This window comes from Ilumatobacter sp. (assembly GCF_039969435.1).
Classification (GTDB): Bacteria; Actinomycetota; Acidimicrobiia; order Acidimicrobiales; family Ilumatobacteraceae; genus Ilumatobacter_A.
In genome coordinates this window covers 380,035-406,476 of the sequence record NZ_JBDVNU010000036.1, presented here as the reverse complement: position 1 = coordinate 406,476, position 26,442 = coordinate 380,035, and the positions used below count along the sequence as shown (strand labels likewise).

Annotated in this window: 24 protein-coding genes; 8 read left to right on the top strand and 16 right to left on the bottom strand. The window is 68.1% G+C overall.

The genetic code is table 11. The annotated features are described in order from the left end of the window. Nucleotides 1–112 precede the first annotated feature (112 nt). On the top strand, nucleotides 113–1,561 hold the full coding sequence (locus ABJK40_RS19120; RefSeq protein ID WP_348510375.1) for an ABC transporter substrate-binding protein: 1,449 nt from the start codon (nucleotides 113–115) through the stop codon (nucleotides 1,559–1,561). 1,330 nt (nucleotides 1,562–2,891) lie between these two features. Here the strand turns inward: ABJK40_RS19120 and ABJK40_RS19115 are convergent. The 5 genes from ABJK40_RS19115 to ABJK40_RS19095 all read right to left on the bottom strand — a co-directional run bounded on the left by ABJK40_RS19115 (nucleotide 2,892) and on the right by ABJK40_RS19095 (nucleotide 8,092). Next, nucleotides 2,892–3,647: an ABC transporter ATP-binding protein gene (locus ABJK40_RS19115; RefSeq protein WP_348480949.1), complete on the bottom strand. Its 756-nt coding sequence runs from the start codon at nucleotides 3,645–3,647 to the stop codon at nucleotides 2,892–2,894. Next, nucleotides 3,647–4,531: an ABC transporter ATP-binding protein gene (locus ABJK40_RS19110; RefSeq protein WP_348480993.1), complete on the bottom strand. Its 885-nt coding sequence runs from the start codon at nucleotides 4,529–4,531 to the stop codon at nucleotides 3,647–3,649. Before ABJK40_RS19110 ends, ABJK40_RS19115 begins: the two co-directional genes overlap by 1 nt. Nucleotides 4,532–4,649: 118 nt before the next feature. Next, nucleotides 4,650–5,717, bottom strand: a complete 1,068-nt coding sequence (locus ABJK40_RS19105) for a branched-chain amino acid ABC transporter permease (protein ID WP_348480950.1) — start codon at nucleotides 5,715–5,717, stop codon at nucleotides 4,650–4,652. Between the two features lie 10 nt (nucleotides 5,718–5,727). Beyond that, on the bottom strand, nucleotides 5,728–7,149 hold the full coding sequence (locus tag ABJK40_RS19100) for a branched-chain amino acid ABC transporter permease (protein ID WP_348480951.1): 1,422 nt from the start codon (nucleotides 7,147–7,149) through the stop codon (nucleotides 5,728–5,730). A gap of 28 nt (nucleotides 7,150–7,177) precedes the next feature. Next, nucleotides 7,178–8,092, bottom strand: a complete 915-nt coding sequence (locus tag ABJK40_RS19095) for a COX15/CtaA family protein (protein ID WP_348480952.1) — start codon at nucleotides 8,090–8,092, stop codon at nucleotides 7,178–7,180. Between the two features lie 31 nt (nucleotides 8,093–8,123). Between ABJK40_RS19095 and ABJK40_RS19090 the strand changes: the two genes are divergently transcribed. Next, on the top strand, nucleotides 8,124–9,269 hold the full coding sequence (locus ABJK40_RS19090) for a hypothetical protein (protein ID WP_348480953.1): 1,146 nt from the start codon (nucleotides 8,124–8,126) through the stop codon (nucleotides 9,267–9,269). Between the two features lie 12 nt (nucleotides 9,270–9,281). Here the strand turns inward: ABJK40_RS19090 and ABJK40_RS19085 are convergent, their stop codons facing one another. The 4 genes from ABJK40_RS19085 to ABJK40_RS19070 are packed head-to-tail and all read right to left on the bottom strand — an operon-like array spanning nucleotide 9,282 to nucleotide 12,297. Then, nucleotides 9,282–10,073, bottom strand: coding sequence for an SDR family NAD(P)-dependent oxidoreductase (locus ABJK40_RS19085; protein WP_348480954.1), 792 nt, complete (start codon nucleotides 10,071–10,073; stop codon nucleotides 9,282–9,284). Further along, nucleotides 10,061–10,501 carry a pyridoxamine 5'-phosphate oxidase family protein gene (locus tag ABJK40_RS19080; RefSeq protein WP_348480955.1) on the bottom strand — a complete coding sequence of 147 codons (441 nt, stop codon included), beginning with the start codon at nucleotides 10,499–10,501 and terminating at the stop codon, nucleotides 10,061–10,063. The genes ABJK40_RS19085 and ABJK40_RS19080 overlap by 13 nt, the downstream gene beginning before the upstream one ends. Before the next feature lie 9 nt (nucleotides 10,502–10,510). After that, a complete protein-coding gene (locus ABJK40_RS19075) occupies nucleotides 10,511–11,602 on the bottom strand; it encodes a methyltransferase domain-containing protein (RefSeq protein ID WP_348480956.1) in 1,092 nt (363 codons plus the stop codon). 17 nt (nucleotides 11,603–11,619) lie between these two features. After that, complete coding sequence (locus tag ABJK40_RS19070; protein ID WP_348480957.1) at nucleotides 11,620–12,297, bottom strand: histidine phosphatase family protein; 678 nt, start codon at nucleotides 12,295–12,297, stop codon at nucleotides 11,620–11,622. A gap of 36 nt (nucleotides 12,298–12,333) precedes the next feature. On the opposite strand from ABJK40_RS19070, the gene ABJK40_RS19065 reads away from it, so the two are divergent. Continuing rightward, the gene (locus tag ABJK40_RS19065) at nucleotides 12,334–12,990 is read left to right on the top strand and encodes a DUF2510 domain-containing protein (protein WP_348480958.1); all 657 of its coding nucleotides are present in this window, start codon (nucleotides 12,334–12,336) and stop codon (nucleotides 12,988–12,990) included. Between the two features lie 36 nt (nucleotides 12,991–13,026). Here the strand turns inward: ABJK40_RS19065 and ABJK40_RS19060 are convergent, their stop codons facing one another. Then, on the bottom strand, nucleotides 13,027–14,823 hold the full coding sequence (locus ABJK40_RS19060; RefSeq protein ID WP_348480959.1) for an ABC transporter ATP-binding protein: 1,797 nt from the start codon (nucleotides 14,821–14,823) through the stop codon (nucleotides 13,027–13,029). Continuing rightward, nucleotides 14,820–16,604 (bottom strand): ABC transporter ATP-binding protein, encoded by a 1,785-nt coding sequence (locus ABJK40_RS19055; protein WP_348480960.1) that lies wholly within the window; start codon nucleotides 16,602–16,604, stop codon nucleotides 14,820–14,822. The genes ABJK40_RS19060 and ABJK40_RS19055 overlap by 4 nt, the downstream gene beginning before the upstream one ends. A gap of 46 nt (nucleotides 16,605–16,650) precedes the next feature. Here ABJK40_RS19055 and ABJK40_RS19050 point away from each other — a divergent pair, with 46 nt between their 5' ends. Continuing rightward, nucleotides 16,651–17,229, top strand: coding sequence for a hypothetical protein (locus ABJK40_RS19050; protein WP_348480961.1), 579 nt, complete (start codon nucleotides 16,651–16,653; stop codon nucleotides 17,227–17,229). Between the two features lie 17 nt (nucleotides 17,230–17,246). Here the strand turns inward: ABJK40_RS19050 and ABJK40_RS19045 are convergent, their stop codons facing one another. Continuing rightward, entirely contained in the window at nucleotides 17,247–17,888 is a 642-nt protein-coding gene (locus tag ABJK40_RS19045; RefSeq protein ID WP_348480962.1) for an acyltransferase, read from the bottom strand. A gap of 35 nt (nucleotides 17,889–17,923) precedes the next feature. Here ABJK40_RS19045 and ABJK40_RS19040 point away from each other — a divergent pair, with 35 nt between their 5' ends. Both ABJK40_RS19040 and ABJK40_RS19035 read left to right on the top strand, forming a co-directional pair. Continuing rightward, on the top strand, nucleotides 17,924–19,306 hold the full coding sequence (locus ABJK40_RS19040; protein WP_348480963.1) for a carboxylesterase family protein: 1,383 nt from the start codon (nucleotides 17,924–17,926) through the stop codon (nucleotides 19,304–19,306). Between the two features lies 1 nt (nucleotide 19,307). After that, nucleotides 19,308–20,330 (top strand): P1 family peptidase, encoded by a 1,023-nt coding sequence (locus ABJK40_RS19035; RefSeq protein ID WP_348480964.1) that lies wholly within the window; start codon nucleotides 19,308–19,310, stop codon nucleotides 20,328–20,330. On the opposite strand, the gene ABJK40_RS19030 is transcribed toward ABJK40_RS19035, so the two are convergent. Then, nucleotides 20,331–21,590 (bottom strand): MFS transporter, encoded by a 1,260-nt coding sequence (locus ABJK40_RS19030; RefSeq protein WP_348480965.1) that lies wholly within the window; start codon nucleotides 21,588–21,590, stop codon nucleotides 20,331–20,333. It lies immediately after the preceding gene. An 86-nt stretch (nucleotides 21,591–21,676) separates the two neighbouring features. On the opposite strand from ABJK40_RS19030, the gene panC reads away from it, so the two are divergent. Further along, on the top strand, nucleotides 21,677–22,531 hold the full coding sequence (gene panC, locus ABJK40_RS19025) for a pantoate--beta-alanine ligase (RefSeq protein ID WP_348480966.1): 855 nt from the start codon (nucleotides 21,677–21,679) through the stop codon (nucleotides 22,529–22,531). On the opposite strand, the gene ABJK40_RS19020 is transcribed toward panC, so the two are convergent. Both ABJK40_RS19020 and ABJK40_RS19015 read right to left on the bottom strand, forming a co-directional pair. Next, a complete protein-coding gene (locus tag ABJK40_RS19020) occupies nucleotides 22,448–23,380 on the bottom strand; it encodes a type II CAAX endopeptidase family protein (RefSeq protein ID WP_348480967.1) in 933 nt (310 codons plus the stop codon). The two genes, panC and ABJK40_RS19020, sit on opposite strands and share 84 nt — an antisense overlap. A 1-nt stretch (nucleotide 23,381) precedes the next feature. Then, nucleotides 23,382–24,887, bottom strand: coding sequence for an aldehyde dehydrogenase family protein (locus ABJK40_RS19015; protein ID WP_348480968.1), 1,506 nt, complete (start codon nucleotides 24,885–24,887; stop codon nucleotides 23,382–23,384). A 129-nt stretch (nucleotides 24,888–25,016) separates the two neighbouring features. Here ABJK40_RS19015 and ABJK40_RS19010 point away from each other — a divergent pair, with 129 nt between their 5' ends. Next, on the top strand, nucleotides 25,017–25,703 hold the full coding sequence (locus ABJK40_RS19010) for an MBL fold metallo-hydrolase (RefSeq protein ID WP_348480969.1): 687 nt from the start codon (nucleotides 25,017–25,019) through the stop codon (nucleotides 25,701–25,703). Nucleotides 25,704–25,706: 3 nt separating this feature from the next. Here ABJK40_RS19010 and ABJK40_RS19005 read toward each other — a convergent pair whose 3' ends face one another. After that, a complete protein-coding gene (locus tag ABJK40_RS19005; RefSeq protein WP_348480970.1) occupies nucleotides 25,707–26,402 on the bottom strand; it encodes a LysM peptidoglycan-binding domain-containing protein in 696 nt (231 codons plus the stop codon). Between the last annotated feature and the right edge of the window lie 40 nt (nucleotides 26,403–26,442).

Genomic DNA, 26,442 nt, shown 5'->3' with positions numbered 1-26,442 from the left:
TGGCGCGCTTTCGTGAGGATGCTTGGCCTTTCGTCCTGACTGTGCATACACTTTCGGCACCTGAAACGTGTGGACAATCCCGTCCACTTCACACCAGGGGGAGAAAACCAACATGCAGAAAGCACACGTGAAGCGCGTCAGCGCTCTCCTCGTCGGACTTTCGCTCGTCGCCGCAGCTTGCGGCAGTGACGACGAAACGCCCGTCGAGGACGACACGGTCACCACCGAGGCCACCGAAGGCACCGAGGCCGAGGCTCCGACCACCGAAGGCGAAGAAGCTCCGACCACCGAGGCCACCGAGGGCACCGAGGTCGAGGCTCCGACCACCGAAGGCGAAGAAGCTCCGACCACCGAAGGCGAAGAAGCTCCGACCACCGACGGTGAAGAAGTCCCGGCTGGCGACACCACGGGTCAGCTCGTGATCGGCGGCCTGCTGCCCGAGACCGGCAACCTCGCCTTCCTCGGACCGCCCGAGATCGCCGGCGTGAACCTGGCTGTCCAGGACATCAACGAGGCCGGCGGCGTGCTCGGTCAGGACGTCACGTACCTGCCCGGCGACTCCGGCGACAACGGCGACGTCGCCAACGCGACGGTCGACCGCTTGCTCGCACAGGACGTCGACGCCTTCATCGGCGCCGCCAGCTCCGGCGTGTCGCTGACCGTGATCGACAAGATCACGCAGGCCGGCAAGGTCCACTTCTCGCCCGCGAACACGTCGCCGGCGTTCACCGACTACGCCGACAACGACCTGTACTTCCGTACAGCACCGTCCGACGTCGTGCAGGGTGCAGCTCTCGCTGACATCATGATCGCCGACGGCAACGCTTCGGCGACGTTCCTCGTGCTGAACGATGCCTACGGCACCGGTCTCCTCGAGTTCACCTCCGGCCCGTTCGAGGCCCAGGGTGGCGTCGTGGACGCAGAGAACATCTACGACCCGCAGGCCGAGAACTTCGACGACGTCGTCGCCGTTGCGGTCGAGGCCGACTCCGATGCCATCGTGATCATCGGTTTCGACGAGACGGGCTTGATCCTGCAGGGTCTCATCGAAGCCGGCATCGGGCCGGATGCGAAGGCGATCTACGGCACCGACGGCAACATGGGCAACGCCCTCGCCGAAGGTTTCGACGACCCGAGCGTCCTCGCCGGCATGCGCGGCACCCTCCCGGGTGTCGACGTCGCAGGTGAGCTGGCCGACTTCCGTGACGGTCTGCTGTCCGTCGACCCGGAACTCGTCGACTTCTCCTACGCCGCCGAGTCCTACGACGCCATCGTCGTCATGTCGCTGGCAGCCATCGCGGCCGGTTCCGACGACGGTGTCACCATGGGCGCAGAGATCAACGACGTGACCCGTGGTGGCGAGAAGTGCACCACGTTCGCCGACTGTGCAGCGCTGCTGGAGGCCGACCCGGCCACCGACATCGACTACGACGGCGTGTCCGGTCCGCTCGAGTTCCGTGACGAAGGCGAGCCCACCCAGGCCTCCATCCTCACCCTCGAGTTCGACGCCGAAGGCGTGCTCCAGACCGTCGGTTCGGTCCAGGGTTCCGTCGAGGTCTGATCTTCGGATCAACTTCGGACAACTGAAGTACTGAAGAACCGAACGAGCCCGGGGCGAATGTCCCGGGCTCGTTCGCGTCCGCAGGCCGGTCTCCTTCACCGCTCGAACCTTCCCGCCCCGATCGAGAAGCGTTCCGAATCGTCTCGCTGCCGGTGGGACACGCGAGCGTTCCGAATCGTCTCGCCCCCTGCAGGGGGCTTCGGGCGTTCCGAATCGTCTCGCATCCGGCGGGTGGGCTCCCTGGGCGTTCCGAAATCGTCTCACAGCCGCGAGGGAGTCCGAGCATGCCGTAGGGTCTCGTTCCTGCAGGGCCGTCGGACGTTCCGAATCGTCTCACTCCTCCAGGGCCCGTCAGGCGTTGCGAATCGTCTCGCCGGAGCGGGGTTCGTGGAGGCCAGGGTCGATCTCTGTGAGACCCCTGCGTCCGTGCCCGCCGCGCGATGCCACCGCACCACAACCGATCGCGCCGGCACCGGTCGACCCGACAAGGATTCGCACGGTCTCCCGGCCTTCGCCGGGTGAGACGATTCGCAACGTGCCCTGCCGGTCTCCGTTGAGACGATTCGCAACGTTCCCCTGCCGGTCTCCGGTGAGACGATTCGCAACATCCTCTGTCGGTCCCCGTCGAGACGATTCGGGACGCGTCTCCAACCGTCCCGGAGACTGGCACCAAGTGGGCGGAGCAGCAGCCGCATGCAACCCGGGGCGCGCGATCTGGAAACTGTGAGGTACCCCGGTGCGCACAATGAGGCGATGATCGCCCGTCGATACCTCACCTACGTCCCGCCTCCCCCGCCGCATCCCGAGAGCGTCGAGGTCAACAGGGTCTCGCTGCAGGCCGAGCGGCACGTCGACACCGCCGTGTCACCCCACAGATCGCGAGACGACATCGTGGCGAACTGGTCCTGCCCGGTGTGCGAGGTGTCGGTGCCCCGCCGACATCGCTCGGGTCGCCCTCGCGTCTACTGCACCAACTCGTGCCGCCAGAAGGCATATCGCCGGCGTTGCCTCAGCCGCCGGACGCGTTCGATGGAGTCGGTCACGGATCCGAGGCCGACACGGGCCACCACGCGAGACCGGGTGCACGCCGTGCGAGAGTACCGCGACGTGCTGAGCGGACGGCGGGACTCGACCGCCCGCGGGGTCACGGCCTGTGGCGCATTCGCACGGATCTCCATCGACACGCCCGAGAGATTCGGGCACGTTCGATTCCTCGTCGACGATCGACCGGGTCACACCACGACCTGCCGGCGCTGTCGACAGCTCACCGGCGCGACCGTCACGCCACCGATCGTCGCGTTGCTGCCTGAGGCGGCGTCGGTGCCGTCGACTACTCCTGGTGGTCCTTGACCAGGGTTCCGAGGTACAGCTCGATGACCTTGGGGTCCCTGAGCAACTCCGCGCCGGTGCCGGTGTAGGCGTTCGCGCCCTGGTCGAGCACGTAGCCGCGGTCGCAGATCTGCAGACAGCGACTGGCGTTCTGCTCGACCATCACGATCGAGACGCCGGCCTTGTTGATCTTGTAGCAGCGGATGAACACCTCGTCCTGCAGCGCCGGCGACAGACCCGCCGACGGTTCGTCGAGCAGCAGCACCGACGGATCCATCATGAGTGCACGACCCATGGCGAGCATCTGGCGCTCGCCCCCCGACAGAGCTCCCGCACGCTGTTCGGCGCGCTCGACGAGGCGCGGGAACATGTCGCCCACCACCGCGTACCGCTCCTTGAACTTCTTCGGGTCGAGGAAGCATCCCATCTGCAGGTTCTCGATGATCGTGAGCGCCGGGAAGACGTTGTTGTTCTGAGGCACGTACCCGATACCGCGACTCACCAGCGAGTGCGCCTTCATGTTCGTGATGTCCTCGCCACGGAGACGCACGTGCCCGTCGTTGATGTTGACCAGCCCGAACATGGACTTGACGAGAGTCGACTTGCCGGCACCGTTGGGGCCGATGATGGCCACCAGTTCGCCATCGGCCAGCGTGAGGCTGCAGTTGTTGAGGATGTTCACACCGGGGATGTAGCCCGCCGTGAGGCCGTCGGCGATCAGCAGTGGTTCGGTGGCGGTGTCGGTGTCGACGGACATCACATCTCCCGGTCGAGGTCGAGGGCGGAGTCGTGGCTGGAGCCGAGGTAGGCGTCCACCACGGCCGTGTTCTGGCCGATCGAAGCGGGCGGACCCTCGGCGATGATCTTGCCCTCGGCCATCACGATGACCCAGTCGCTGATCTCCTGCACCATGTCCATGTCGTGTTCGACGAAGAGCACCGTCATCCCCTGGTCACGCAGGCCCGTGACATGGCCGAGCAGCGACTGGGTGAGTGCCGGGTTGACTCCGGCCATCGGCTCGTCGAGCATGACCATCTCGGGCTCCACCATCAACGATCGAGCCATCTCCAGGAGTTTGCGTTGGCCGCCCGACAGTGTTCCCGCGAATTCGTCACGCATGTGATCCATCTTGAAGTGCACGAGGAGTTCGTCGGCGCGACGCTCGATGTCCTTCTCCTGGCCGGCCCACATGAACGGGAAGATCGATCGCCACAGCGATTCGCCCCTCTGACCCGAGGCACCGAGCTTCATGTTCTCGATGACCGTCATCTTCGACAGTGCCTTGGTCAACTGGAAGGTGCGGACCATGCCGTAGTTGGCGATCCTGTGCGCCGGAACCTTGTCGATCGACTGGCCGTTGAACACCCGGGTACCCGAGTCGGGCGTGTCGAAGTTGGTCAGCAGGTTGAACAGGGTGGTCTTGCCGGCACCGTTCGGGCCGATCAGAGCGGTGATCACCCCGCGTTGGATCTCGACGTGGGCGACGTCGACGGCGGTGAGGCCGCCGAACCGCCGGACCACGTTGTCCGCAACGAGGATCGGGTCGGGCTTGGGCGCACCGGGCTCCCAGGGAACGTCGGCGAGCGCGGCGCGAGCCGCCTGCGGATCGACTCCCTCGACGGCGACGATCTCGGCGAACATCGCCTCGGACTCGGCATCGGGCGGCGTGTCCGACATCTCGGCAGACGGGGGACCCGCGTCCGGGATCAGTGGAGTCTGGACGTCGCGCCCGTCTTCGTCGGTGCGGGAGTCCTGTCGGTCATCGGTCATCGAGAGCCATCTCTTCCTTGTTGCCGAAGATCCCCTGCGGACGGAACGCTGCGAGCAGTGCGAGTCCGAGTCCGATCATCATGAACCGGACCTGGCCGACCTGCGTGCCGGACAGGATGTCCTCGCTCACCACGCCATTGCTCACCGACTGACGGAGGAAGACATCGGTGAAGTTGAGCACGCCGTAGAGGATCGATGCGCCGATCACGGGGGCGAACACCTTCCCGGCGCCGCCCAGGATCAAGGCGACCCAGACGAAGAAGGTGACGTCGGTGATGAAGTTGTCGGGTTGGGCGAGTGAGAAGCCGATCGCTCGGATCATGCCGCCGAGTGCCCCGAAGATGCCGCCGAGGACGAGCGCCTGCATCTTGTAGGAGTATGCGTTCTTCCCGAGTGCCCGCACGGCGTCCTCGTCCTCACGGATGGCCTTGAGCACCCGACCCCATGGGCTCCGGATGATCAGCCAGCACAGCAGCACGGCGATCGACAGGATGATCCACCCGACGATCACCAGGAACATCTGGTTGCCGATGAACAGCCCGAAGAGGTAGCGACCGCTGGGGTCGAAGGGGCTCAGATCGTAGAAGGTGCCCGAGAAGCCACCGAGACCATCGGAGGAACCGGTGAGCCAGTCCCAGCGGGGCGATCGAAGGAAGATCCGGATCATCTCGGCGACCGCGATCGTGACGATCGCGAGGTAGTCGGCACGCAGACGGAGAGTCGGGATGCCCATGAGCAGGGCGAGCACGACGGGGAAGACGATCACACCGAAGAACAGGCCGATGACGAACATCCACCCGTCGGTGATGCCCAGCTGGAAGAACCCCTCGTCGTCGTTGATCAACGGGGACACCGTCTGGGTGATGATGGCGAGGCCGTACGCACCGGCGGCCATGAACGCCGCTTGGCCGAAGTTCAACAGACCGGTGTACCCGAAGTGCAGGTTGAGCCCGATCGCCGCCAGAGCGAAGTAGATGAACTGTTCGCCGATCAGGCCGCGCAGCGTGTTGTCGAGGACGCTGCCCCAGCTGATGTCGAGAAGTGCTCCGAAGTCCATGGTGTGTTCCTTATCCGATCCGCTCGCGGCGGCCGAGGAGGCCCTGAGGTCTGATCAAGAGGATGAGCACGAGTGCTGCCAGTGCTCCGACGTTCTTCATGTCCGGAGGGAACCACGCCGGCCATGTGATCACCTGGATGAAGATGCCGACGATCAGGCTGCCGAGGAGGGCTCCGTACGCCGTTCCGAGGCCACCCAGTGTCACGCCGGCGAACATCAGCAGCAGGAGCCGGAAACCCATCTCCCAGTTGATGCTGTCGGTCATGCCGAACAGGACGCCGCCGAGTCCGGCGAGCGCAGAGCCGGAGATCCACACCCATTTGATGACCGACTCGACGTCGATCCCGGACGACTCGGCGAGGTCGCGGTTGTCGGCGACCGCTCGCATCGCCTTGCCCGCTCGGGTCTTCTGGAGCGCGAGTCCCACCCCGATCAGGACGGCGATGGAGAAGAAGATGATGAAGATGTCCTTGGGTGCGATCGCGAAGTACTTGAAGCTGACCTGACTCTGGATCTGGTAGTCACGGTAGAAGCGGCTGCGGCCCTGGAACTGGAACAGGAAGACGTACCGGAAGAAGATCGAGAGACCGATCGAGACCACGAGCGCCGAGATCAGGCTGGCGCCGCGGTTGCGGAGGCGCTTCCAGACGTACTCGTTGAACAGCCAACCCGACAGACCGGACAGGATCACGGCGACGATGCCCGCGAAGATCAAGGAGTTGGTGCCCGGGATGCCCAGCAGTTGTCCGTCGCTCCACAGCTTGAAGAGCCCGAAGAACTCGAAGTCGGCGGCGGCGCCGTAGACCATGTGGAACATGAAGGCGATCATCGCTCCGAAGGTGACCGACTCGCCGTGGGCGAAGTTGGTCAACCCCGTGGTGCCGAAGATGAGCGACAACCCGATCGCACACATCGCGATGATCAGCCCGAGCTTGATGCCGTCGACCAACAGCTGAGCGATCTTCCACGTACTGCTCGAACTCGCTGCTCTCTCACCCAGCGGGAAGAGGGTCGCCTTGTTGGTGTTCGGTTGCACCTCGACCGCGGTCAGGGGGTTGTTGTCCGGGTTGCGCAGTGAGAGGCCTTCGCCGAGCGTCGCCTCGTCGAGTTGCACCGAATAGACACCCGCCGACGGAAGTGGGACCGACCAGACCCCCTCGGCATCGGAGACGGCGCTGCCGACCTCGTTGCCGTCGGCGTCGAACACGATGAACGTGACTCCTTCGACGAAGACTCGCTCCCCCTCCTCGTCACGGGTCTGCAGCGTGCCGCTGATCGACTCCGTCGCGTCGCCGCCCTCACCGCCGTCGCCGTCCTCCTGGGCTGACGCCGCGCCACCCGACCAACCGATGCTCAGCACGGCGATCAAGGCCGCCAGGAGCACTCGCGGCAGCGAACGACCGGCGACCGATTTCATGTCCGAAGCAGTCACGGGCGCAGACTCTAGACCACGACGTGTGTCACACCACCAAACGCGGTGTGTCCATCGTGTTACGCATCGGCTCGGCGTCGGCGTGCGTGGCGACCAGTTCCGAGGTTCCCAACCACACGGTCGACACCCACAGCAACGTGGCACCGGCGATGTGTGCGCCCACCAGCAACTCGGGCACTCCGGTGAAGTACTGCGTGTATCCGATCGCACCCTGGACCAGCGCGACGAACAGCCAGGTCGACAGCAGGTTCTGGAACCCGTGGTCTCGCTGCCGGGCGGCGAGCCAGGCGAGGGCCACGCCGGTCAGGACCGCGACGATCACGGTGACGCTGTGGACGCGGGCGACCGTGCCGATGTCGAAACCGAAGCGGCGAACGTCCTCCTCTCCTGCGTGCGGACCGGCGCCGGTGACGACCGTGCCCGTGACGAGGGCCGCTGCGGTGGCCGCGACCAGTGCGCTGACGAGACGGCCGCGATGGTCCGACACGGTCCACCGCGACCAGTCGAGGGCGAACCCGGTCGATGCGCGGATGGCGATCAGACCGAAGGCGATCGAGAGCATCGCGAGCAGGAAGTGCGACTGCACCAGAGCCGGGTGGAGGTCGCCGCGCACCGCGATGCCGCCGACCACTCCGTTCGCGAGCACGGTCGCGAGCACGCCGAGGGCGGGCCAGCGCAGGCCACTCCCCCTGGGTGCGGCGCGGAACGAGACGATCGCCAAAAGCAGGGTCGGCAGCCCGATCAGGCCGCTGAGCAGACGGTTGAACTGCTCGATGGCCGCGTGACCGGTCGAGACGTCGATGAACCGCTCGTCGTTGCAGTTCGGCCAGTCGTCGCAGCCCAGCCCGCTGCCCGTGAGACGGACGACTCCGCCCGCCACGACGAGCACACAGATCCCGACGGTGGTCACGATGGCCAGCTGGCGGTACCGCTTGAACGTCATCGACCGCCAGCGTAGGACTACGGTCCGTCGGGTGCTGAGTTCGTTCGACGACTTTCCCATCCATCAGACGTCACACCCCGTTGCCCGGACCGGGTCGAGCGATCTCAACCACTACGACCGCTACTTCTTCAACGGCTACACGCGCGACACGCGTCTGTACTTCGCGGCCGCGATGGGTCTCTACCCGAACCGTCACGTGGCCGATGCGGCGTTCAGCGTCGTGGTGGACGGTGGGACCGCTGACGCCCGCCAGATCAACGTCCACGCATCGCGTCGAGCGCCCACGGACCGCTCCGAGGCCAACACGGTCGGGCCGATCCAGGTCGAGGTGCTCGAGCCGTTGAACGCACTGCAGATCACGGTGGAGGCTCCCGAGCACGGGATCCGTTGCGAACTGACCTTCGTCCGCCGGTCGGCGCCGATCGAGGAGCCGCACTTCTTCCACCAGGTCGGCCAGCGCACGGTGATGGACTCGACGCGCATGACCCAGTTCGGTGGCTGGGAGGGTTGGATCGAGATCGACGGCGAGTTGACGGACCTCGCACCGGGTGAGACCTTCGGGTCGCGGGATCGATCGTGGGGAATCCGCACCGTGGGCGAGCGCGGCCCGGTGGGTGCTCCTGTCGCCGACCCGCAGTTCTACTGGCTGTGGGCGCCGCTCAACTTCGAGTCGTTCTCGACGCACTTCGACGTCAACGAGTACTTCGACGGCCGTCGCTGGCACGACTCCGGGTTCGTGTCGCTCGTGGCGACCGGCAGTCAGGTACCCGAACCCGCCGAGGCGATGCGCGCCGTCGACTACACGATCGAGTGGCGCCCGGGAACTCGTGCACCTGCGTCGTGTGAGATCGAGATGATCCCGTTCGGTGGGGAGCCGTCGACGATCACGCTGGAGCCGCTCTTCGATTTCCACATGCTCGGGATCGGCTACACCCACCCCGAATGGGGCCACGGCGTGTGGAAGGGTGAACTCGAGGTCGGCGGCGACCGTTGGGACCTTCCGGTCGACGACATGACCGCCCCTCAACACGTCCACGTCCAGACGCTCGTGAAGGCCACCACGTCCGGAGCCGTCGGCGTCCACGAGGGACTCGGCGTGCTCGAGGCGTTCGCCGTCGGCCGCCACGATCCCACCGGCCTCACCGGTATCTTCGACGGCTACGTTGCCCGAGGGTGAGGCCCGCCTGATTCAGGTGTGTCGGATGCTCATGCCGCCGTCGACGGGGATGTGGGTGCCGTTGACGAAGCTCGACGACGGCAGGCACAGGTTGAGCGTCATGTGGGCGACCTCTTCGGGCAGGCCGTAACGACGGAGCGGGACCCGCCGGCGTGCGTAGGTGGCCTTGGACTCGTCGTCGATCCCGGCGGTCATCGCCGTGTCGATCGGGCCGGGACAGATGGCGTTCACGGTGATGCCGTGGCGACCCAGCTCGACCGCAAGTGATTGGGTGAGGCCGATCACACCCGCCTTGGTGGCGGCGTAGGCGCCGAGGCCGGCAGTGCTGACGAGCGCCTCGGTCGACGCGATGTTGACGATGCGCCCGGCCGGCGACTCGAGCAGGTGCGCCAGGGCGAGTCGCACCAGGCGAGCGTGAGCGGTCAGGTTGACGTCGAGCGTGTGGGACCAGCTCGACTCGAAGTCGGCTTCGTCCATGAACGGCGAGTTGAGCACCGAGACACCGGCGTTGTTGACCACGACGTCGAGCCGACCGGCCCACTCGACGGTCACCGCGACGAGTCGCTCGAGTTGGAGCGGGTCGGACACGTCGGTCACTGCGGTCAACGCGGCGTCGGGTCCGTGTGCCGCACGGATCTCGTCGGCCACGGCCTCCACCCGACCGACACCCAGGTCGGCCACGACGACCCGGGCGCCCTCGTCGGCGAACAGACGGGCCGTCGCCCGGCCCATGCCGCTCGCCGCTCCGGTGATGATCGCAACGTGCCCGACGATCGACCGGCTCAGCGTGCTCAAGCGCTCCATCGCTGCATGCCGCCCACGCCGTACTGCTTCAGGATCAACGCTCGGGTGGGCGTGACGGCGAGGAACGCCGTGTCGGGCGAGTTCTCCGGCCCGCCGGGGGCGAAGGCGTTCAGGTCGTAGTCGAACACACCGTCCCACAGACGCTTCTTGGTCTCGATGTCGGCGAACAGTTCGCCGGTCCCCCACACCTCGACGCCGTCGCCGTTCTCGGTGACCTGCCAGTGCAGTGCGACCTTGGCGTTGTGGGCGACGTTGCGGGCCTTGACCGAGGTGGCGCCGACCATGCTCCACAACGTGGTGCCCTCCCAGCACGGGTGGACGGGGACCACGTCGGGCTCACCGTCGGCACCGACGGTGGCGAGGTGCGCCCATGGGCTCAGGTCGGTGGCGAACGCCTTGACGTCGTCGAGGGTGCAGTCGTTGCTCATCGCAGAAAGCTAGACGCGCACTTCGTAGAAGCTGTTGACGGAATGATCCACGTCCATCTGACGGAACCGCCCGAATCCGGCGGCGGCGGACATCTCCCGTGCCTTCGATGCCGGCAGGCCGAGCGTGCCCAGTCCGGCGCCGTCGGGTTCGGACAGTGCCGAGCTCATGCACGACAACACGCTGATGCCGTACATCAGGGCGGCCATCGGGTTCTTCTCGACGTTCTGTGCGAACGTGTCTCGTCCCTTGATGTCCACGAGCAGCCACGTGCCGTCGTCGGCGAGTGCGGAGCGGATCGAGTGCATCATCTCCTGCGGCCTGGTCATGTCGTGGATGCAGTCGAACGTGGTGACGAGGTCGCACAAGCCGTCGGCGGGCATGGCCTCGGCGCGTGGATCGACGAAGCGGGCGTTGCCGACACCGCTCTCGGCGAGTCGCTCGGCGGCGCGTTCGAGGGCTCGTTCGGAGATGTCGTAGCCGACGAAGGTCGAGTTCGGGAACCGCTCGGCCATCATCAGCACGGCACCACCTGCACCGCAACCGATGTCGATCACGGTGGCGCCCGACTCGAGGCGCTCCACGACACCATCGAGCGCCGGCAGCACCGTGTCGAGCAGGTGGTGGCGCATCCACGGCTCGAAGCTCTTCTCGATGCCGACGGCACCCTCACATCCGTGGCTGTCGTAGTCGTGCCCCAGCCCGGTGCGGAAGCTCTCGGGCATGTGTTCGAGCGCACCGATGGTCTGCGGGAAGCGGTGGAACATCCCCATTCCGTACGCCACGTGATCGGGCGAGGCCAGCACCGCGACGGCCTCGGGCGACAGCGAGAACAGTTCGGGCGAGACCGACGTGTCGACCTCGATGATCCGCGCCGCCGCCTGGTTGTGTGCCCACTCGCGTACCCATCGCTCGTCGAGGCCGACCGAGTCCGCGAGTTGCCGGGTGGTGATCGCCTCGCCGGCCCCGGCCAGAGCGGTGAACAGTCCGAGTTTGTCGCCGAGGTGGATCATGCCGGCGGTCACCGCTCCGCTGAGGTGGGTGAACACGTCGAAGTTGTACATCTTCAGCTTGTCGGGATCGATCTCGCGCACGTCGCTCATCCGCGAGAACGTACGCGTCAGCGGGTGCGCTGATCGGGTCCGAGGTGTTCGACGTCGCTCAACTTGGTCAGGCTGAAGTGGTAGCCGTCGTGCACCGGGATCGCTTCGAGACGACTGATCGACGCATGGCCGAGCACGAAGCGGTCCCACTCGAACGGCGTGGGTTGGAGCCCGAGGAGGTGGCCGATCGCCACCGAGTTCGTGCCGATGTGGGCGACCAGCGCGATTCGCTTGCCGGGCTCGGCGATCTTCCAGATCGGGAGGTCGGCGTCGGTGCGCTCGACACCGCGCTCGGCCCAGAACTCGGTGCCACCCGCGCGGATCCGGGCGGTGAACTCGCGGATCGACTCGCCACCTTCGAGACCGTGCCAGCGGTCGTCGACGGGTCGGGCCGTGAGCTCCGCGTACGCGGCCTGCGCCTTCTCCTGCGGCGTACCGTGCCATGCCGGATCGCCGATCTCCTCCAACCACGGTGCGATCGTCTCGTCACGGTTCAACGCGGCGAACAACGGTGCGGCGGTCTGGCGGGCACGCACGAGGGGAGAGCAGAACACCTCGTCGAACGACTCCCGACCGAGCGCCGCCCCCATCCTCTCCGCCTGGGCGACACCGAGTTCGGTGAGCGGAGGATTCCCCACGTTGAGCCCGTCACGGACCCACTCCGGTTGACCATGACGGACGAACACGATCTCCACCGTTCCAAGTTACCGAGCGGACCGTAACGTGGCGCGGTGCAGGCTGGCTGGTTCCCCGACCCCGTCGGCGACCACGAGTTCCGCTACCACAACGGTTCGGAGTGGACCGGCGACGTCGCCACCGACGGCGAGCGCGGCGTGTCGCCGATTCCGACGCGGCGTCCGGACCGTCGATCGGGTGCCCTCGCGATGGTGTTCGGCATCATCTCGCTGAGCACCGGATGGATCCCGTTCGTCTCCTTCGTCGCAGCGGTCTTCGGGATCGTCGCCGTCGTCGTGGGGTGGCGCCGCCGCGGAGTGGAGTCCGCTCGGGGTGCGGCGACCGTCGGCATCGTGACCGGGGTGTGCGGCATCCTCCTGAGCGGAGTCGGGATCTGGTTGAGCGTGGTGATCGTCCGGTCGATCGCCGACTTCGAGGACCCCGGTCCCCACGAGGTCGAGTTGACCGAGTGCGTCGACGTGGACGGCACGACGCGGGTGACCGGCGCGATCACGAACCTCGACGATCGAGAGCGCAGTTACACCGTGGTCGTGTCGCTCGACGAGGACACGACCGTCGACGCCGTGGTCTCCGACGTTCCGGGCGGCGAGCGTCGTGTGTTCCAGGCCGTCGAGGAACTCCGCTTCGACGACCTCGACTGCTCGGTCCTCGAAGTCAACGGACCACGCCCGTTCGGCATGGCCCAGTCCTGACTCCTCCACCGCCCCGGGTGCGTGAGGCGGCCCGGATCAGACCGACGTCGCGCTGATCCAGGCGTCGTGGAGTCGGCGGTAGACGCCGTCGGCGGCGACGAGGTCGTCGTGGTGACCGTCCTCCACGAGGACGCCGTCCTCGAGCACCAGCACCCTGTCGGCACGCGCCGCCGTCGACAGACGGTGAGCGATGGCGATGGTGGTGCGACCCGAAGCGAGACGTTCCAGGGCGCGGGCGATGCGGACCTCGGTGAGCGCGTCGACCGACGACGTCGCCTCGTCCAGGATCAACACGTCGGGGTCGGCGAGCCCTGCGCGCACCAGTGCGATCAACTGGCGCTCCCCGGCGGAGAGCCCGTCACCGCGCTCCCCGACCCGGGTGTGGATGCCGTCGTCGAGAGCGTCGATCCACTCGGTGGCTCCGAGGTCGGCGATCACCGCGGCGATCTCGTCGGCAGACTTCTCCGGGCGTGCGAAGCCGATGTTGGCGAGGATCGTGTCGTCGAACAGGAAGGGCTCCTGGGACACCACGACGAGCCGCCGCCGGAGTTCGCCGGGGTCGGCCTCGGTGAGGTCCACCCCTCCCAAGGAGATCCGTCCGTCGGTCGGGTCGGCGAACCGTGCGACGAGCCGGCCGAGGGTGCTCTTGCCCGACCCGGTGGCTCCGACCATCGCCACCTGCTGGCCCGCGGGGATCGCGATCGACACGTCGCGCAACACGTCGACGGCGGCGTTCGGGTAGCGGAACGTGACGTCGTCGATGTCGATGTCGAGCGAGCCGGCGGGGAGGGAGACGGGCTCGGCGGGGGCCGGCGGCCCGACGGGCATGTCGAGCACCGACAGCACGCGTCGCAGGCCGGCCACGGCGGTCTGGGTCTGGTCGATGATCTCCGTGAACTCGGAGATGGGTTCGAGGAACCGGTACGTGAGGAAGATGAACCCGACCACGGCACCGGCCGTGAGGCCGCCGGCGTCTCCCCGCCAGACGCCGACCACGACCACGGCCGATACGGTGAACACGGAGAAGACCTCACCCGACGGGAAGAGGAACGCTCCGTACCACGCGGCGCGGATCTGCTGACGGGCCTTGCGGTCGGTGGCCTCGCGCACGATGCCACTCATGTGCTCCCCCGCCCCGTAGGCGCGGATCGAGGCAGCCCCCGACACGACCTCGGCGATCGCGCCGAGCATCTCGCCGTTGCGCTCGCGGGCCTCGCCGTGGGCGACCACGAGTCGGTGCTGGACCGCTCGCAGGACGATGGCGAGTGGGAAGGCCACCACGAACGCGACGCACGAGAGCAGTGGGTCGTAGGCGAGCATCACGATCGACACGATCACCATCAGCGCCGAGTTGCGCATCCACGACATCCCGCCCCACTGGAAGAACTGCGCCAAGGTCTCGATGTCGCTCGTGACGCGGGCGACCAGGCCACCACGGCGCTCCTCGCCGTGGTCGGCCAGGCTCAGCCGGTGGATGTGGCCGATCAGGCGTTCGCGCAGGTCGTAGAGCGCACGCTCGCTGCGCACGCTCAGGCGATACGACGCCTGACGGAACGCCACGCCCGAGATCAGCACGGCCACGGTGCCGACCGCGGCCAGACGCACCACCACGGCGACGTCGACGCCTTCCCCGGTGGCCTGGCCGACGATCCCCTTGTCGATCGCCTGTTGGATGAGGATGGGCACCACGACCCGACCGGCCGATCCGAGGGCGGCGAGCAGGAAGGTGATCCAGAGACCGTTGCGCAGAACAGGCGCCGCGGCCAGCCCGCGCCGGATCGTCGAGACCGCACCTTCGTCGGTGTCGACGCTGGAGGTGAATCCGACGCTCATGGCGCACCGGCGCGATCGGCCTCGAACGCTTCGACGATCTCGCGGTACTCGGCGACGTCGGCCAGCAACTCGCTGTGGCTGCCGTGTCCGGCGATGCGTCCGTCGGCGAGGAAGACGACGTCGTCGGCGAGCGCGATCGTCGACGGGCGCGACGCGATCAGCAGGACGGTGGCGTCGAGGGAGGCGCGGAGGCGGTCGAGGATCAGCGCCTCGGTGGAGGGGTCGAGCGCAGACGTCGTGTCGTCCAGCACGAGGATCACCGGCTCACGAACCAGCGCCCGGGCGAGTGCGACACGCTGACGCTGGCCCCCGCTCAGGCTGATGCCACGTTCCCCCACGACGGTGTCGAGCGCCGCGGGCAACTCGCGCACGAAGTCGTCGGCCGCAGCGAGTCGCAGCGCCGCCCACACTGCATCGTCGTCCACGTCGGATCCGAACGCGACGTTCGCACGCACCGTTCCCGCGACGAGGAACGCCTCCTGGAACACGATGGCGCGCGGGCCGCCCGCCAACGACACCCGTCCGGCGGTGGGGGCGACGAGGCCGAGCACGATGTCGGCGAGCGTCGACTTGCCCGACCCGGTGGGCCCGACGAGCGCCGTGATCGAGCCGATGGGCAGTTCGAGGTCGATGTCGGACAACGTGGGATCCGACGACGCCTCGTGACGGAAGCGCACGGCGTCGAGGCGCACCCCGACCCCCGGCTCGGGTCGGCCGATGGCACGCTCGGGGTCGGCCTCGATCGCCTCGTTCACGACGGCCTGGATGCGGATCCACGCGGCCATCGACCGGGGCAGTTCGGACAGGGCGTACCCGATCAAGCGGAGAGGGAGGACGAGCAGGGTGAACAGGAAGATCACGCTCGAGAACTCCCCGACGGTCAGGTCGCCCGAGTCCACACGGATCGCGCCGAGCACGACGAGCGCGATGTTGGCGAGCGCCGGGATCATGTCGGTCAGCGCATCGAAGATGCTGCGCCGCGTCACCGCCTCGACACGCGACACCCGCACGTGGTCGGCGAGCACGGTGAGTCGTTCGGTCTCGCGGGTCTCGGCGCCGTACGCCTTCACCAACTGCACGCCTTCGAAGCTCTCGTGCACCCCTGCGGAGAACTCGCCGAGTTGGGCCTGGGCTCGCGTGTAGTGCTCCGACACGGCCCGCTCGTACACCACGTTGGTGACCACCACGAGCGGGAACACGGTCACCGCGACGATGCCGAGCGGAATGTCGATGAGGAACAACCACACGGTCGACACGACGATCATCAGCACGGTGCTGGAGGCGAACGGGATGGGAGCGATGACACTCACCGTCGACTCGGTGTCGACGCCCGCCCGCGCGACGAGGTCGCCGTCGGGATGTCGACGATGCCACGACAGTGGTTGTCGTACGAGCCGGTCGACCACCTGGTTCGTGTAGGTCTCCGCGACGCGCCACATGCCTTCGGACGCGTAGGCGCGCCGGAAGACGACTCCGACCGCACGGATCAGGCCGATCCCGATGATCATCGCGACACCGATCGCGACGGTGCCGGTCCCGACCGCAGCCGTCGTCACCGGACCCGAACCCGGTGGGTCCTCGAAGCGAGGCAGGACGACGTGGTCGATCACCCAGCGGATCGCGAAGCTGGAGGTGACGGTCGCGATGGCGAACACCGCCGCACCGACGAACGAGAGGGTGAACTGGCGGGGATGCAGCGAGAGCATCGAACCGATGAGGCGCAGGTTGCGACGCAGACGCGAGCCGCTCGGCGGCTCGGGGTATGCGTCACTCTCGGCCACGGCGGGTGTCTACCAGCGGCACGAGCCTCTAACGTCCGATGGTGTGGTGACACCTGACGGTACGACGCAGCGCAGTCCCGACGGCGGCCGAACCGAGGGTGACGACGGCATCGAGGCGCAGGACCGGAGCTTCACGTTCCGTCGTCTGCTCGTCGTCGTCGGACTTCTCGCCTTCGCGGCGTTCTGGTTCTGGGCGCTGTTCCTGATCGACAAGACCTCGGTGAACAAGTTCGAGGACCGGGCGTGGGCGGCGAACGCCGAGGAGGTCTGCGCACCGGTGCAGCTCGCCGTGCGTCGTCTCGACCTCCAGGCGAGCCCCGACCTCCAGGTGCGCGCCGACCTGATCGAGGAGGGCACGGATCTCTACGCCGCCATGATCGACGAACTCGCGAGTGACCTTCCCGACGATCCGAAGGGCGCAGCGATCGTCCCCGACTGGATCGCCGACTGGCGCACCCTCATCCAGGACCGCTACGACTACGCCGCCGAGTACCGCGCGGGCAACGAGGTGCCCTTCACCGAGACGGCGGTCCAGGGAGTTCCGATCACCGAACGCCTCGAGACGTTCGCAGCGGACAACGAGATGAAGAGCTGCTCCCCGCCGCGCCGCGGCGTGCTCGGCTGAGGCTCATCGCGTCGGCGTCAGAGCTGCTTGATGACGCGGGCGGGCACGCCGGCTGCGACGCAGTTGTCGGGGAGGGTGCCGGTGACCACGCTGTTCGCCGCGACCACGACGTGTCTGCCGATCTGGGCTCCGGGCAGGACGACCGAGCCGTGTCCGAGCCAGGAGCCGTCGCCGATCGTCACCGGCTTCTCCGGCATCACCTGCTGCGAGATCGGCAGGGTGAGGTCGTCGTAGCCGTGGTTCTGGTCGGTGATGTAGACGTGGTGACCGGTCCACACGTCGTCGCCCACACGGATCTCCAGGTGGCCGACGATGCCGCTCCCCTTGCCGAACAGGCACCGGTCGCCGACGGAGATCACAGGGTCGGTCACCATCGACTGTCCGGGCACCATCCCGGCCGAGAGCGTGATCTGCGGACCGAACAACGTGCCCTCCCCGATGTGGATGTACTGCTCGTTGAAGAGCGTGTTGGGAGGGAAGCAGATGACGCTGTTGCGTCCGAACCGACCGAACCGCTTGCCGCGACGGGTGTCGGGCCCGATGGCTCCGAGTTCGATCGCCAGTTCCCACCCGCGGTGCACGCCTTCGCCTGCGGCTCGTTTGACGCCGGTGAGGAGGCGCCGCACCGCCGTGTTCGGGACGGGGTCTCGCTCGAGCACCCCGCAACGTTACGGGGTCGCTGTAGGTTCCGAACGTGGACATCCGAGGGATCGATCGTGGCGGCTCGACGGAATACCGGGGGCTGAGGTTCGCCACGGCGGAGCGATTCGCGGCGCCCGTCGACGTCGTCGGATGGGGCGATCGGCACGATGCCACCGAGTTCGGTGCACAGGCACCCCAGGTGGGTGGAGTGCTCGAGCAACTGCTGGGCGCCAGCGGCCTCGCGATGAGCGAGGACTGCCTCTTCCTGAACGTCGTCACGCCGGCGTCCGATGCCGGAGCGCGACCCGTCCTGGTGTTCGTCCACGGTGGTGCCTACGTCACGGGCACGGCATCGATGCCCTGGTACGACGGGGCCTCTCTCGCCCGCGGCGGCGATGTGGTGGTGGTCACGATCAACTATCGCCTCGGCGCCCTGGGGTTCCTCGGCGACCGCAACCTCGGCACCCTGGACCAGATCTCGGCGCTGCGATGGGTACAGCGCCACATCGCGGACTTCGGCGGCGCGCCGGACAACGTCACGATCTTCGGCGAGTCAGCCGGCGGCTCGGCGGTCGTCTCACTGTTGGCCGCTCCCGAAGCGGACGACCTGTTCCACCGCGTCTGGGCGATGAGCCCGTCGCTCCTGCAACTTCGAGACGCCGGGACCGCCGCCCGGTTCGAGCAGGCGTTCCTCGAGGCTGTCGGTGCGGGCGGCGACTCGTCCGACCTGGCCTCGCTGTCGGTCGACGAACTGCTCGCGGCCCAGCAGTCCGTGCCCGTGGACGCCTCGATGCGGGCCTTCTCCCCCGCCGGGGCCGCCCCGGTGTTCCCCACGTCGATCCTCGACGTCGCGGCGCGCGACCCTCGCCCGGTCGTGGTCGGCGCCAACCGGGACGAGATGCTGCTCTTCACGGCGTTCGACCCGACGCGGTCCGGGTGGGGCGAGGCCGACGTGCAGCGCGAGTTCGCCGCGAGGTTCGGATCCCGTTCGGCCGAAGCGATCGACGTGTACCGCGAGCTCCGACCGGGCACCGATGCCAGCGCGCTGGTGTCGGCGATGCAGACCGACGAGACGTTCCGCCGCCCGGCACAGCGTCTGGCCGAAGCTCGATGTCAGGCCGGCGCGTCGACGTGGATGTACACGTTCGACCAACCGTCCACGTCTTGGGGCGGCGTGCTCGGATGCTGTCACGGACTCGACCTTCCGTACGCGTTCGACACGCTCGACGCGCAGGGTGCCGAGATGTTCACCGGGCTGGGCGAGGATCGCCAGGCCGTTGCCGACCAGTTCTCCTCGGCCCTGCTCGAGTTCGCCGAACACGGCGACCCCGGGTGGCCGCCGTTCGACGTCGACCGGCGGGCGACGCAGCGGATCGGTCCGTTCCCCGGCGTGGTCGACGATCCCGAACCCGACATCCGCACGCTCTGGGGCTGACGTGGGGTCCAGCGGTCGGATCGAGTCGAGCACGCCGTTCGGATCGATCCTCGACGTGTCCGGCGTCGGGGTGGGGCACCATCAGCGGACGGCTGCCGGCTGGCAGACAGGCACCACGGTCGTCACCGTCGGAGCCGGTGCCACCCCGGGGGTGGACGTGCGTGGCGGGGGTCCTGGCACTCGCGAGACCGATGCACTCCGACCCGAGAACCTGGTGCGCACGATCCACGCGGTCACCCTCACCGGGGGCAGCGCCTTCGGCCTCGCGGCTGCCCACGGGGTGATGCAGGTCCTCGAGACGGCGGGACTCGGGTTCCCGATCGGCGAGGGGGTGGTGCCGGTCGTTCCTGCTGCGGTGATCTTCGATCTCGGTCGAGGCGGGAGGTTCGCGAATCGCCCCGACGCCTCGTTCGGGGAACGGGCCGCCCGGACGGCCCTGGCCGGACGTCGGACGCCGGCCTGGGGTTCGGTCGGTGCGGGCACCGGCGCTCGGGCGGGTGGACTCCAGGGCGGAGTCGGCACGGCGAGCGTGACGGTGGCCGTGGGCGACTGCGAGGTGATGGTCGGCGCCGTCGCTGTGGTCAACTCGATCGGGTCGGCGATCGATCCGGCGACCGCTCTGCCGTGGGAGTCGTCGGGTCTCGGGCTGAGGCGACCATCGGCCGCTCGACGCCGAGCCGTCCTGGAGGCGATGAAGCAGCCGGGGCCTCGCCTCAACACGACGATCGGTGTGGTCGCGACCTCCGCGCGGTTGGACAAGTCGGAGGCGTCCAAGGTCGCGTCGGTCGCCCACGACGGGCTCGCACGGGCGATCCGGCCCGCTCACGGGATGACCGACGGCGACACGATCTTCTGCCTCGCCACCGGTGACGTCGTCCTGCCCGACGAACCCGCTGCCCGTGTCACCGCGTTGAACTCGCTGCTGCGTGCCGGTGCCGACGTCTTCGCCGCTGCGTGCACGCATGCGATCGTCGAGGCATCGACGATCGGCGACGATCCCGCGTGGCGCGACCTGGTCGGGTGATCAGGTCTCCGGGCTGAGGGCGGCCGCCGGAACCGATGCTCCCCGCGTGAGCCACAGGGACAGTGCGGCAGCGGTCCCCATCGAGCCTGCCAGCACCACGACGACGGGCACGACCGTGGCGATCGCTCCGACGACGAGGATCACGAGCGCCTGTCCGCTGTACGCGGCACCCATTCCGACCGACATCGCAGCGGTGCGACCTTCGACCGGCAGGCGACGTCCGACCACCTGGTTGGTGGGCACCCCGACCGCGTCCAGGCCGCCCGCGACCGCATAGGAGACCAGCGCCGCCACGGCGATCAGCACGGTTCCGGCCTCGCCGGCGCCGAACCACCCGATCGCCCCCGTCGCCCCTGCGACGACCACGAACAGGATCGCCGCGGCCGACCCGTACCTGCCGGTGCGACGACCGGCCGTGAACAGCAGTTCGTCGTCGCTGTCGAGGTCGGGGAGCCGCGCCATCACCACCAGTGACCAGGCGGCCCCACCGGCGATGAGCAGGCCGACGAACACGTCGGGGAGGTCGGTCTCGGCGACGAATGCCACCGCGAGCGCTTCGGGCACCACGGAGAAGGCGCCGAGGCCGACGAAGAGCACCAGCGCACGTTGGAGGTGCGGGTCCGACCGCCACACCCGCATCCCCGATCGCAGTCCGGCCAGCCCGGCCTGCGGTGCACCGTGGACACGTGACGCCTTCGACTTCCACAGTGGCGTGAGCAGCACGGCGGAGATCAGGAACGTCGCGGCGTTCAGCGTGATGGCGGTGTCGACACCCGCGGTGGCGACCACCACCCCTCCGAGAGCGAACCCGACGATCGCCTCGAACTGGAACGTCGCGCCCCACAGCTTCAACGCCTTTCCGTACATGTCGGGTGCGATGACGTCGACCATCGCAGCCGAGCGGGCTGCGGCGAACGGAGGTGCGAGCAGGCCGGCGAGGAACGCGACGCACAACACGATGGGCAACGGCATCGTGATCAGCAGGACGAGGTACAGCACGGCCCGGGCGACGTCGCAGCCGACCATCATGGTCACCCGTCCGAGCCGGTCGGCGAAGGTGGCGATCACCTGGCCGGGGCCGACCCATGGAAGGAGCGAGACCGCGGTGACCGACGCGGCCCACAGCGCGGAGTTCGACCGTTGGTAGACCACGACGCTCAGCGCCAGTCGACCGGCCCAGTCGCCGAGCCCGGAGGCGACGTGTGCACAGAACAACATCAGGCACTCGCGTTGGCGCAACGGCGCAAGCAGATCCCCCAACCCCGTCACAGTCGTGCCAGATTACACACGTCGGCTGGACGTGTGAAACGACGACCGCCACGACGCCGATCGTTACGCTCCGTGCGATGATCACGATCACGACGCCCGACGAGATGCGCGCGTGGTCCATGTCCCGGAAGAGCAGAGGCCGCACGATCGGGTTCGTGCCCACCATGGGAGCACTCCACGACGGCCACCTGCGGCTGGTCGCCGATGCCACGCAGCGGTGCGACGACGTCGTGGTGTCGATCTTCGTCAACCCGTTGCAGTTCAACGTGGACACCGACTTCGACGCATATCCCCGGCCGATCGACGACGACGTTGCCGCATGTGCGTCGGCGGGCGTGGCGGCGGTCTACGCGCCGACCGCCGCCGTGATGTATCCGCGCGGATTCCAGACGCGGGTGGTGCCCGGTGCTCTCGCCGACCTCATGGAAGGACCGGGACGTCCGGGTCACTTCGAAGGGGTGACCACGGTGGTGAGCAAGCTGTTCGGAGCCGTGGGACCCGACGTGGGCATCTTCGGTCAGAAGGACTACCAGCAGCTCAGGATCATCGCTCGGATGGCGGCCGATCTCGACACCGGTATCGAGATCGTCGGCCACCCCATCGTGCGCGACTCCGACGGACTCGCCCAGTCCAGTCGCAACGTCCGACTCACGCCTGCTCAGCGTGATGCGGCGGTCGTCGTCCCGCGGTCGCTCGACGCGGCGGTCGCCGCCGCCCGGTCGGGGACCCCGGCCGATGCGGTCGACGCTGCGAGGTCGGTCGTCTTCGCGGAGCCGTCCGCGCGGTGGGAGTACACGACGGTGTTCGACGCCGACGACCTCACCGAGGTCACACGATTCGGCGTGCGGTCACCCGGCCGGGTGAGGATCGCGACCGCGGTGTGGTTCGACGACGTGCGCCTGATCGACAACCGCGACCTGTTCGAGGACTGACCCCGCCGGAGCGGTGTCGAGGTCGAAGGGGTCGGGATCGTTCTCGAGCAGTCGGTCACGGATGCCCGACAGCAGGATGATCATCACGATCCCGTTGAAGATCGCATGTGCGACCATCGTGGGACCGATCCGCTGGAGCAGGTAGGCGGCGACGCCGAACGACACGCCCACGGCGGACAGCACCATCGCCAGGCCGACGTTGCCGACGCCGCGCACCGGGTCCACGTGTGCCACGCCGAAGAGCACCCCCTGCCCGACCACGGCCAGGGGGGCGGCGGTCACCGAGAGCAGACTGCGCATGACGATTCCGCGGAACACGAGCTCCTCTACCAGCGGCGCGGCCACGACAGCGGTGATCACGATCGCCACCGCATACGTGCGGTCGGTCGCCAACTCCCCCACGTCGTCGGTGTTGTTCGCGAGCGGGACGTCGAGCGCGAGCACGATCGTGGCGACGGCCACCTGGACGCCGATGGTGGCGAGCCAGATCAGCGGGCCCCAGCCCAGGTCCGACCAGCGGGGCGTGAAGCCCACGTCGTGGCCACGGTTCCCGCTCCCCCACCGCGTCATGGAGAACCACCACCACGCCACCGACGGGCCGTAGCCGAGCACCCCGAGCAGCGCCACGTAGACCACGACCGGCCACTCGAAGTCGACGATCAGGTCGAGCACGACCTTCGAACCCAGCAGGGAGACGACGAGCACCACGATCGCACCGACTCCGGCGGCGAGCGGCAACGTCGGGTGCGGGTCGCGCGGCGGTGCGAACACCACGCCCATCGGCGTCGACGGCGGCGGCCACGGCGCCCGGTCCGGTGCCACGTTCGCGGGTGGTGGCGGGTTCACCATGTCAGCGATGGGTACCGACGTCGGTCACCTCGGCGCGGTAGCGCACCGTGTGGACGCTGTCGCCCGACAGGATGCCTCCGCGTCCGAGCATCCTGCCGCTCTGCCAGTTGGACAGGCCCAACTCGGGCCTGTCGAGTGCGTACTGGCCGTCGACCCAGCGGGTGAAGCCGTTGCCGACGAACGGAGCATCGACCGACGCGTAGAACTCTTCGTGCTCGTCGGCGTCGTGGCTGATCAAGGTCGCCACGAAGTGCGGGCTGTAGCGGTTGCACAGCGCGACCGCGTGTTCGACGGAGTCGACCACGACGAGCGTGATCTCGGGGCTGTTCTCCCACTCCCACTCGGTGGCCAGGCCCTCTTCGGCCAGCCATGACGCGGCGGGCTCCTCGACGAGCCCCCCGGCGCGCTCGATCGTGAACGTCGTGTCGAACCGATCGGCGGGTACGTGCTGCTCGGTGCCCTCGACGACGTGCAGGCGTCCGCTGGTGCCACGACCCGAGGCCGCAGCATCGAGGCCGGCGAGCGCAGCGGGCACCAACTCGTCGGCTCGCGACCGGACGACGGCGAGGCAGTTCAGCGTGTTGCACACCTTTCGATCCAGCGAGTGGGTCACGGCTGCGGTCAGTGCATCGGCGTCGGCGTGCTCACCCGCCACCATCCAGGCGCCGCCCGTCCCGTGCAGGCTGACGGGAATGCCGGCCTGGGATGCGACCGCCCCGAGCTGTGCGACCGCTCGTCCCGATCCACGGGCCACGGCGAGCGCGAGCCGCTGGTCGCTGAACAGGGCATGCCCCGCGCTGCGCGACGGGGAGTCGACGAGTCGGACCGCGCCGATCGGTAGCCCAGCGTCGTCCAACGCCGGCACGAGCGCGTGTTCGACGATGGCACGAGCGGTTCCGAGCGCATCGGATCCGATACGGAACACGACGGCGTTGCCGCTGCGCAGGACGCCGCAGGCATCGGCGAACACGTTCGGACGGCCCTCGAACACGAAGGCCACGACGCCGAGCGGTGCGCGTCGTGCGTCGAGTCGCCATCCGTCGTGTTCGACGGACTCGACGAGTCCGTCGCGTCCCGACGCGGCGCGTTCCCAGACGCCGAGCCCGTCGATCATGTCCCGACGCATGGACGCCGTGAGTTCGAGGCGAGTCGTCGAACGCCCGTCGGCCCGTGCCGCGACGACGTCGGCGTCGTTGGCCGCGGCGATCGGAGCGAAGGCTGCCTCGTCGGCCAGGCGCTGCGCGAAGCCGGCGAAGAAGGCCGAGATCTGCTGCTCGGTGCACCGTGCCAGACCGGCGAATCCGGCGAGCGCCTCGCTCACGGCCGTGTTGACGACGAGGTGTTCGGTGGCGGGGACGTGCAACAGATCGCCGGTGTCCTGGACGACGACGAGGCGGTCACCGGGGGCGAACGCCGCAGCAAGTTCCGGTGGGACGGTCGTGACGCGGTTTCCGCCGAAGACGATCGCCTGGCCGGCGGTGAGCGATTCGAGTGTGGAGTGGGTCACGAGCGTCCCGATGCAGTCACGCTCAGGTCCAGTCCGTCGAGTTCGATCACGCCGTCTCGGATCGTCCGGAGACGGTTCGATGTGGGTTCGATCGGGTCGGACATGGTGCCCAAGCGTACGCTGACCGCTGTGTCAACGAACGACGATCGGCTCTACTTCCGCCAACTCCTCTCGGGCAAGGACTTCGCCGCCGGCGACGCGCTGGCCACTCAGATGGTGAACTTCGTGTACGCCATCGGTGACCGGTCCACCGGGGAATGCGTCGTGGTCGACCCCGCCTACGCGGTGAACGAGATCGTCGACGTGCTCGAAGCCGACGACATGACGGTGACCGGCGTCCTCGCCACCCACTACCACCCCGATCACGTCGGCGGATCGATGATGGGTCACGACATCGAGGGCATCACCACACTGCTCGAACGGGTCGACTGCCCGATCCACATCCAGTCCGCCGAGTCCGAGTGGGTGTGCAAGACCACCCACGTGTCCGAGAAACATCTCGTCGGTCACGACTCCGGCGACGTGTTGAGCGTCGGCGGGATCGACATCACCCTGCTGCACACGCCGGGGCACACACCCGGCAGCCAGTGCTTCCTGGTGGACGGCCGTCTCGTCGCAGGCGACACGTTGTTCCTGGAGGGGTGCGGTCGCACCGACCTGCCCGGATCGAACCCGGCGCAGATGGGCGAGAGCCTGCGTCGCCTCGCACGGGTACCCGACGAGACGATCCTGTTCCCGGGGCACCGCTACTCGGTCGCGTCAAGTGCCACCATGGAGACGGTGAAGCAGATCAACTTCGTGTTCGACCAGCTCTGAGCGTCAGCAGTCGTCCTTGCCGGGGATGACGATCGTGAGACCGGGGTAGAACGCGTCGTAGCCGTTCGTGCCGGTGTTCGCCGCGTCCATGGCCTCGACGGTCACGTCGAACTTCTCCGCCACGCGGAAGCGGCTCGTGTCACCCTCCTCGATCACGTAGCTGCCGGGGTCACAGTTGTCGCCGACCTCGGGGATCGCCTCGCCGGTGGTCTCGGGCTCGGTGCCGGTGGCCGGGGTCTCGGTTCCGGTGGCCGGGGTCTCGGTCTCGGTTCCGCCTTCGGCGGGTGTGGCCGTGGGGGTCTCGGCGGGTGTGGCCGACGGCGGCGTTGCGCCGGCGGGGATCTTGATGATCGTGCCGGGGAAGGGGAACTCCCTGCCCGCATCCGACCAGCCGTTGACCGCCTCGAGGTCCTCGATCGACACGCCGAAGTCGTTGGCCACCTTCAACCCGTAGTCGCCCGCTTGGACCTCGTAGTCCTGGACGGCGGTCGGATCGACGGTCGTCGTTGCGCCGTCGACGACCTCGGACGCGACGGTGGCGGGGGGCAACGTCGCATAACTCGTCGCTCCCGCCTCGAGCGTGACCGTGGGCAACGACGCGGCTTCACCGTCGCTGCCACCGCACGCACTCAACGCGAGCCCCGCGGCCAGCAGCGGTGCCAGACCCGCCGAGATCCGGTGAGAAGTAGTCGTACGCATGGTGTCGAGCCTACGACGTGCAAGCGCACGAGGTGTGGCA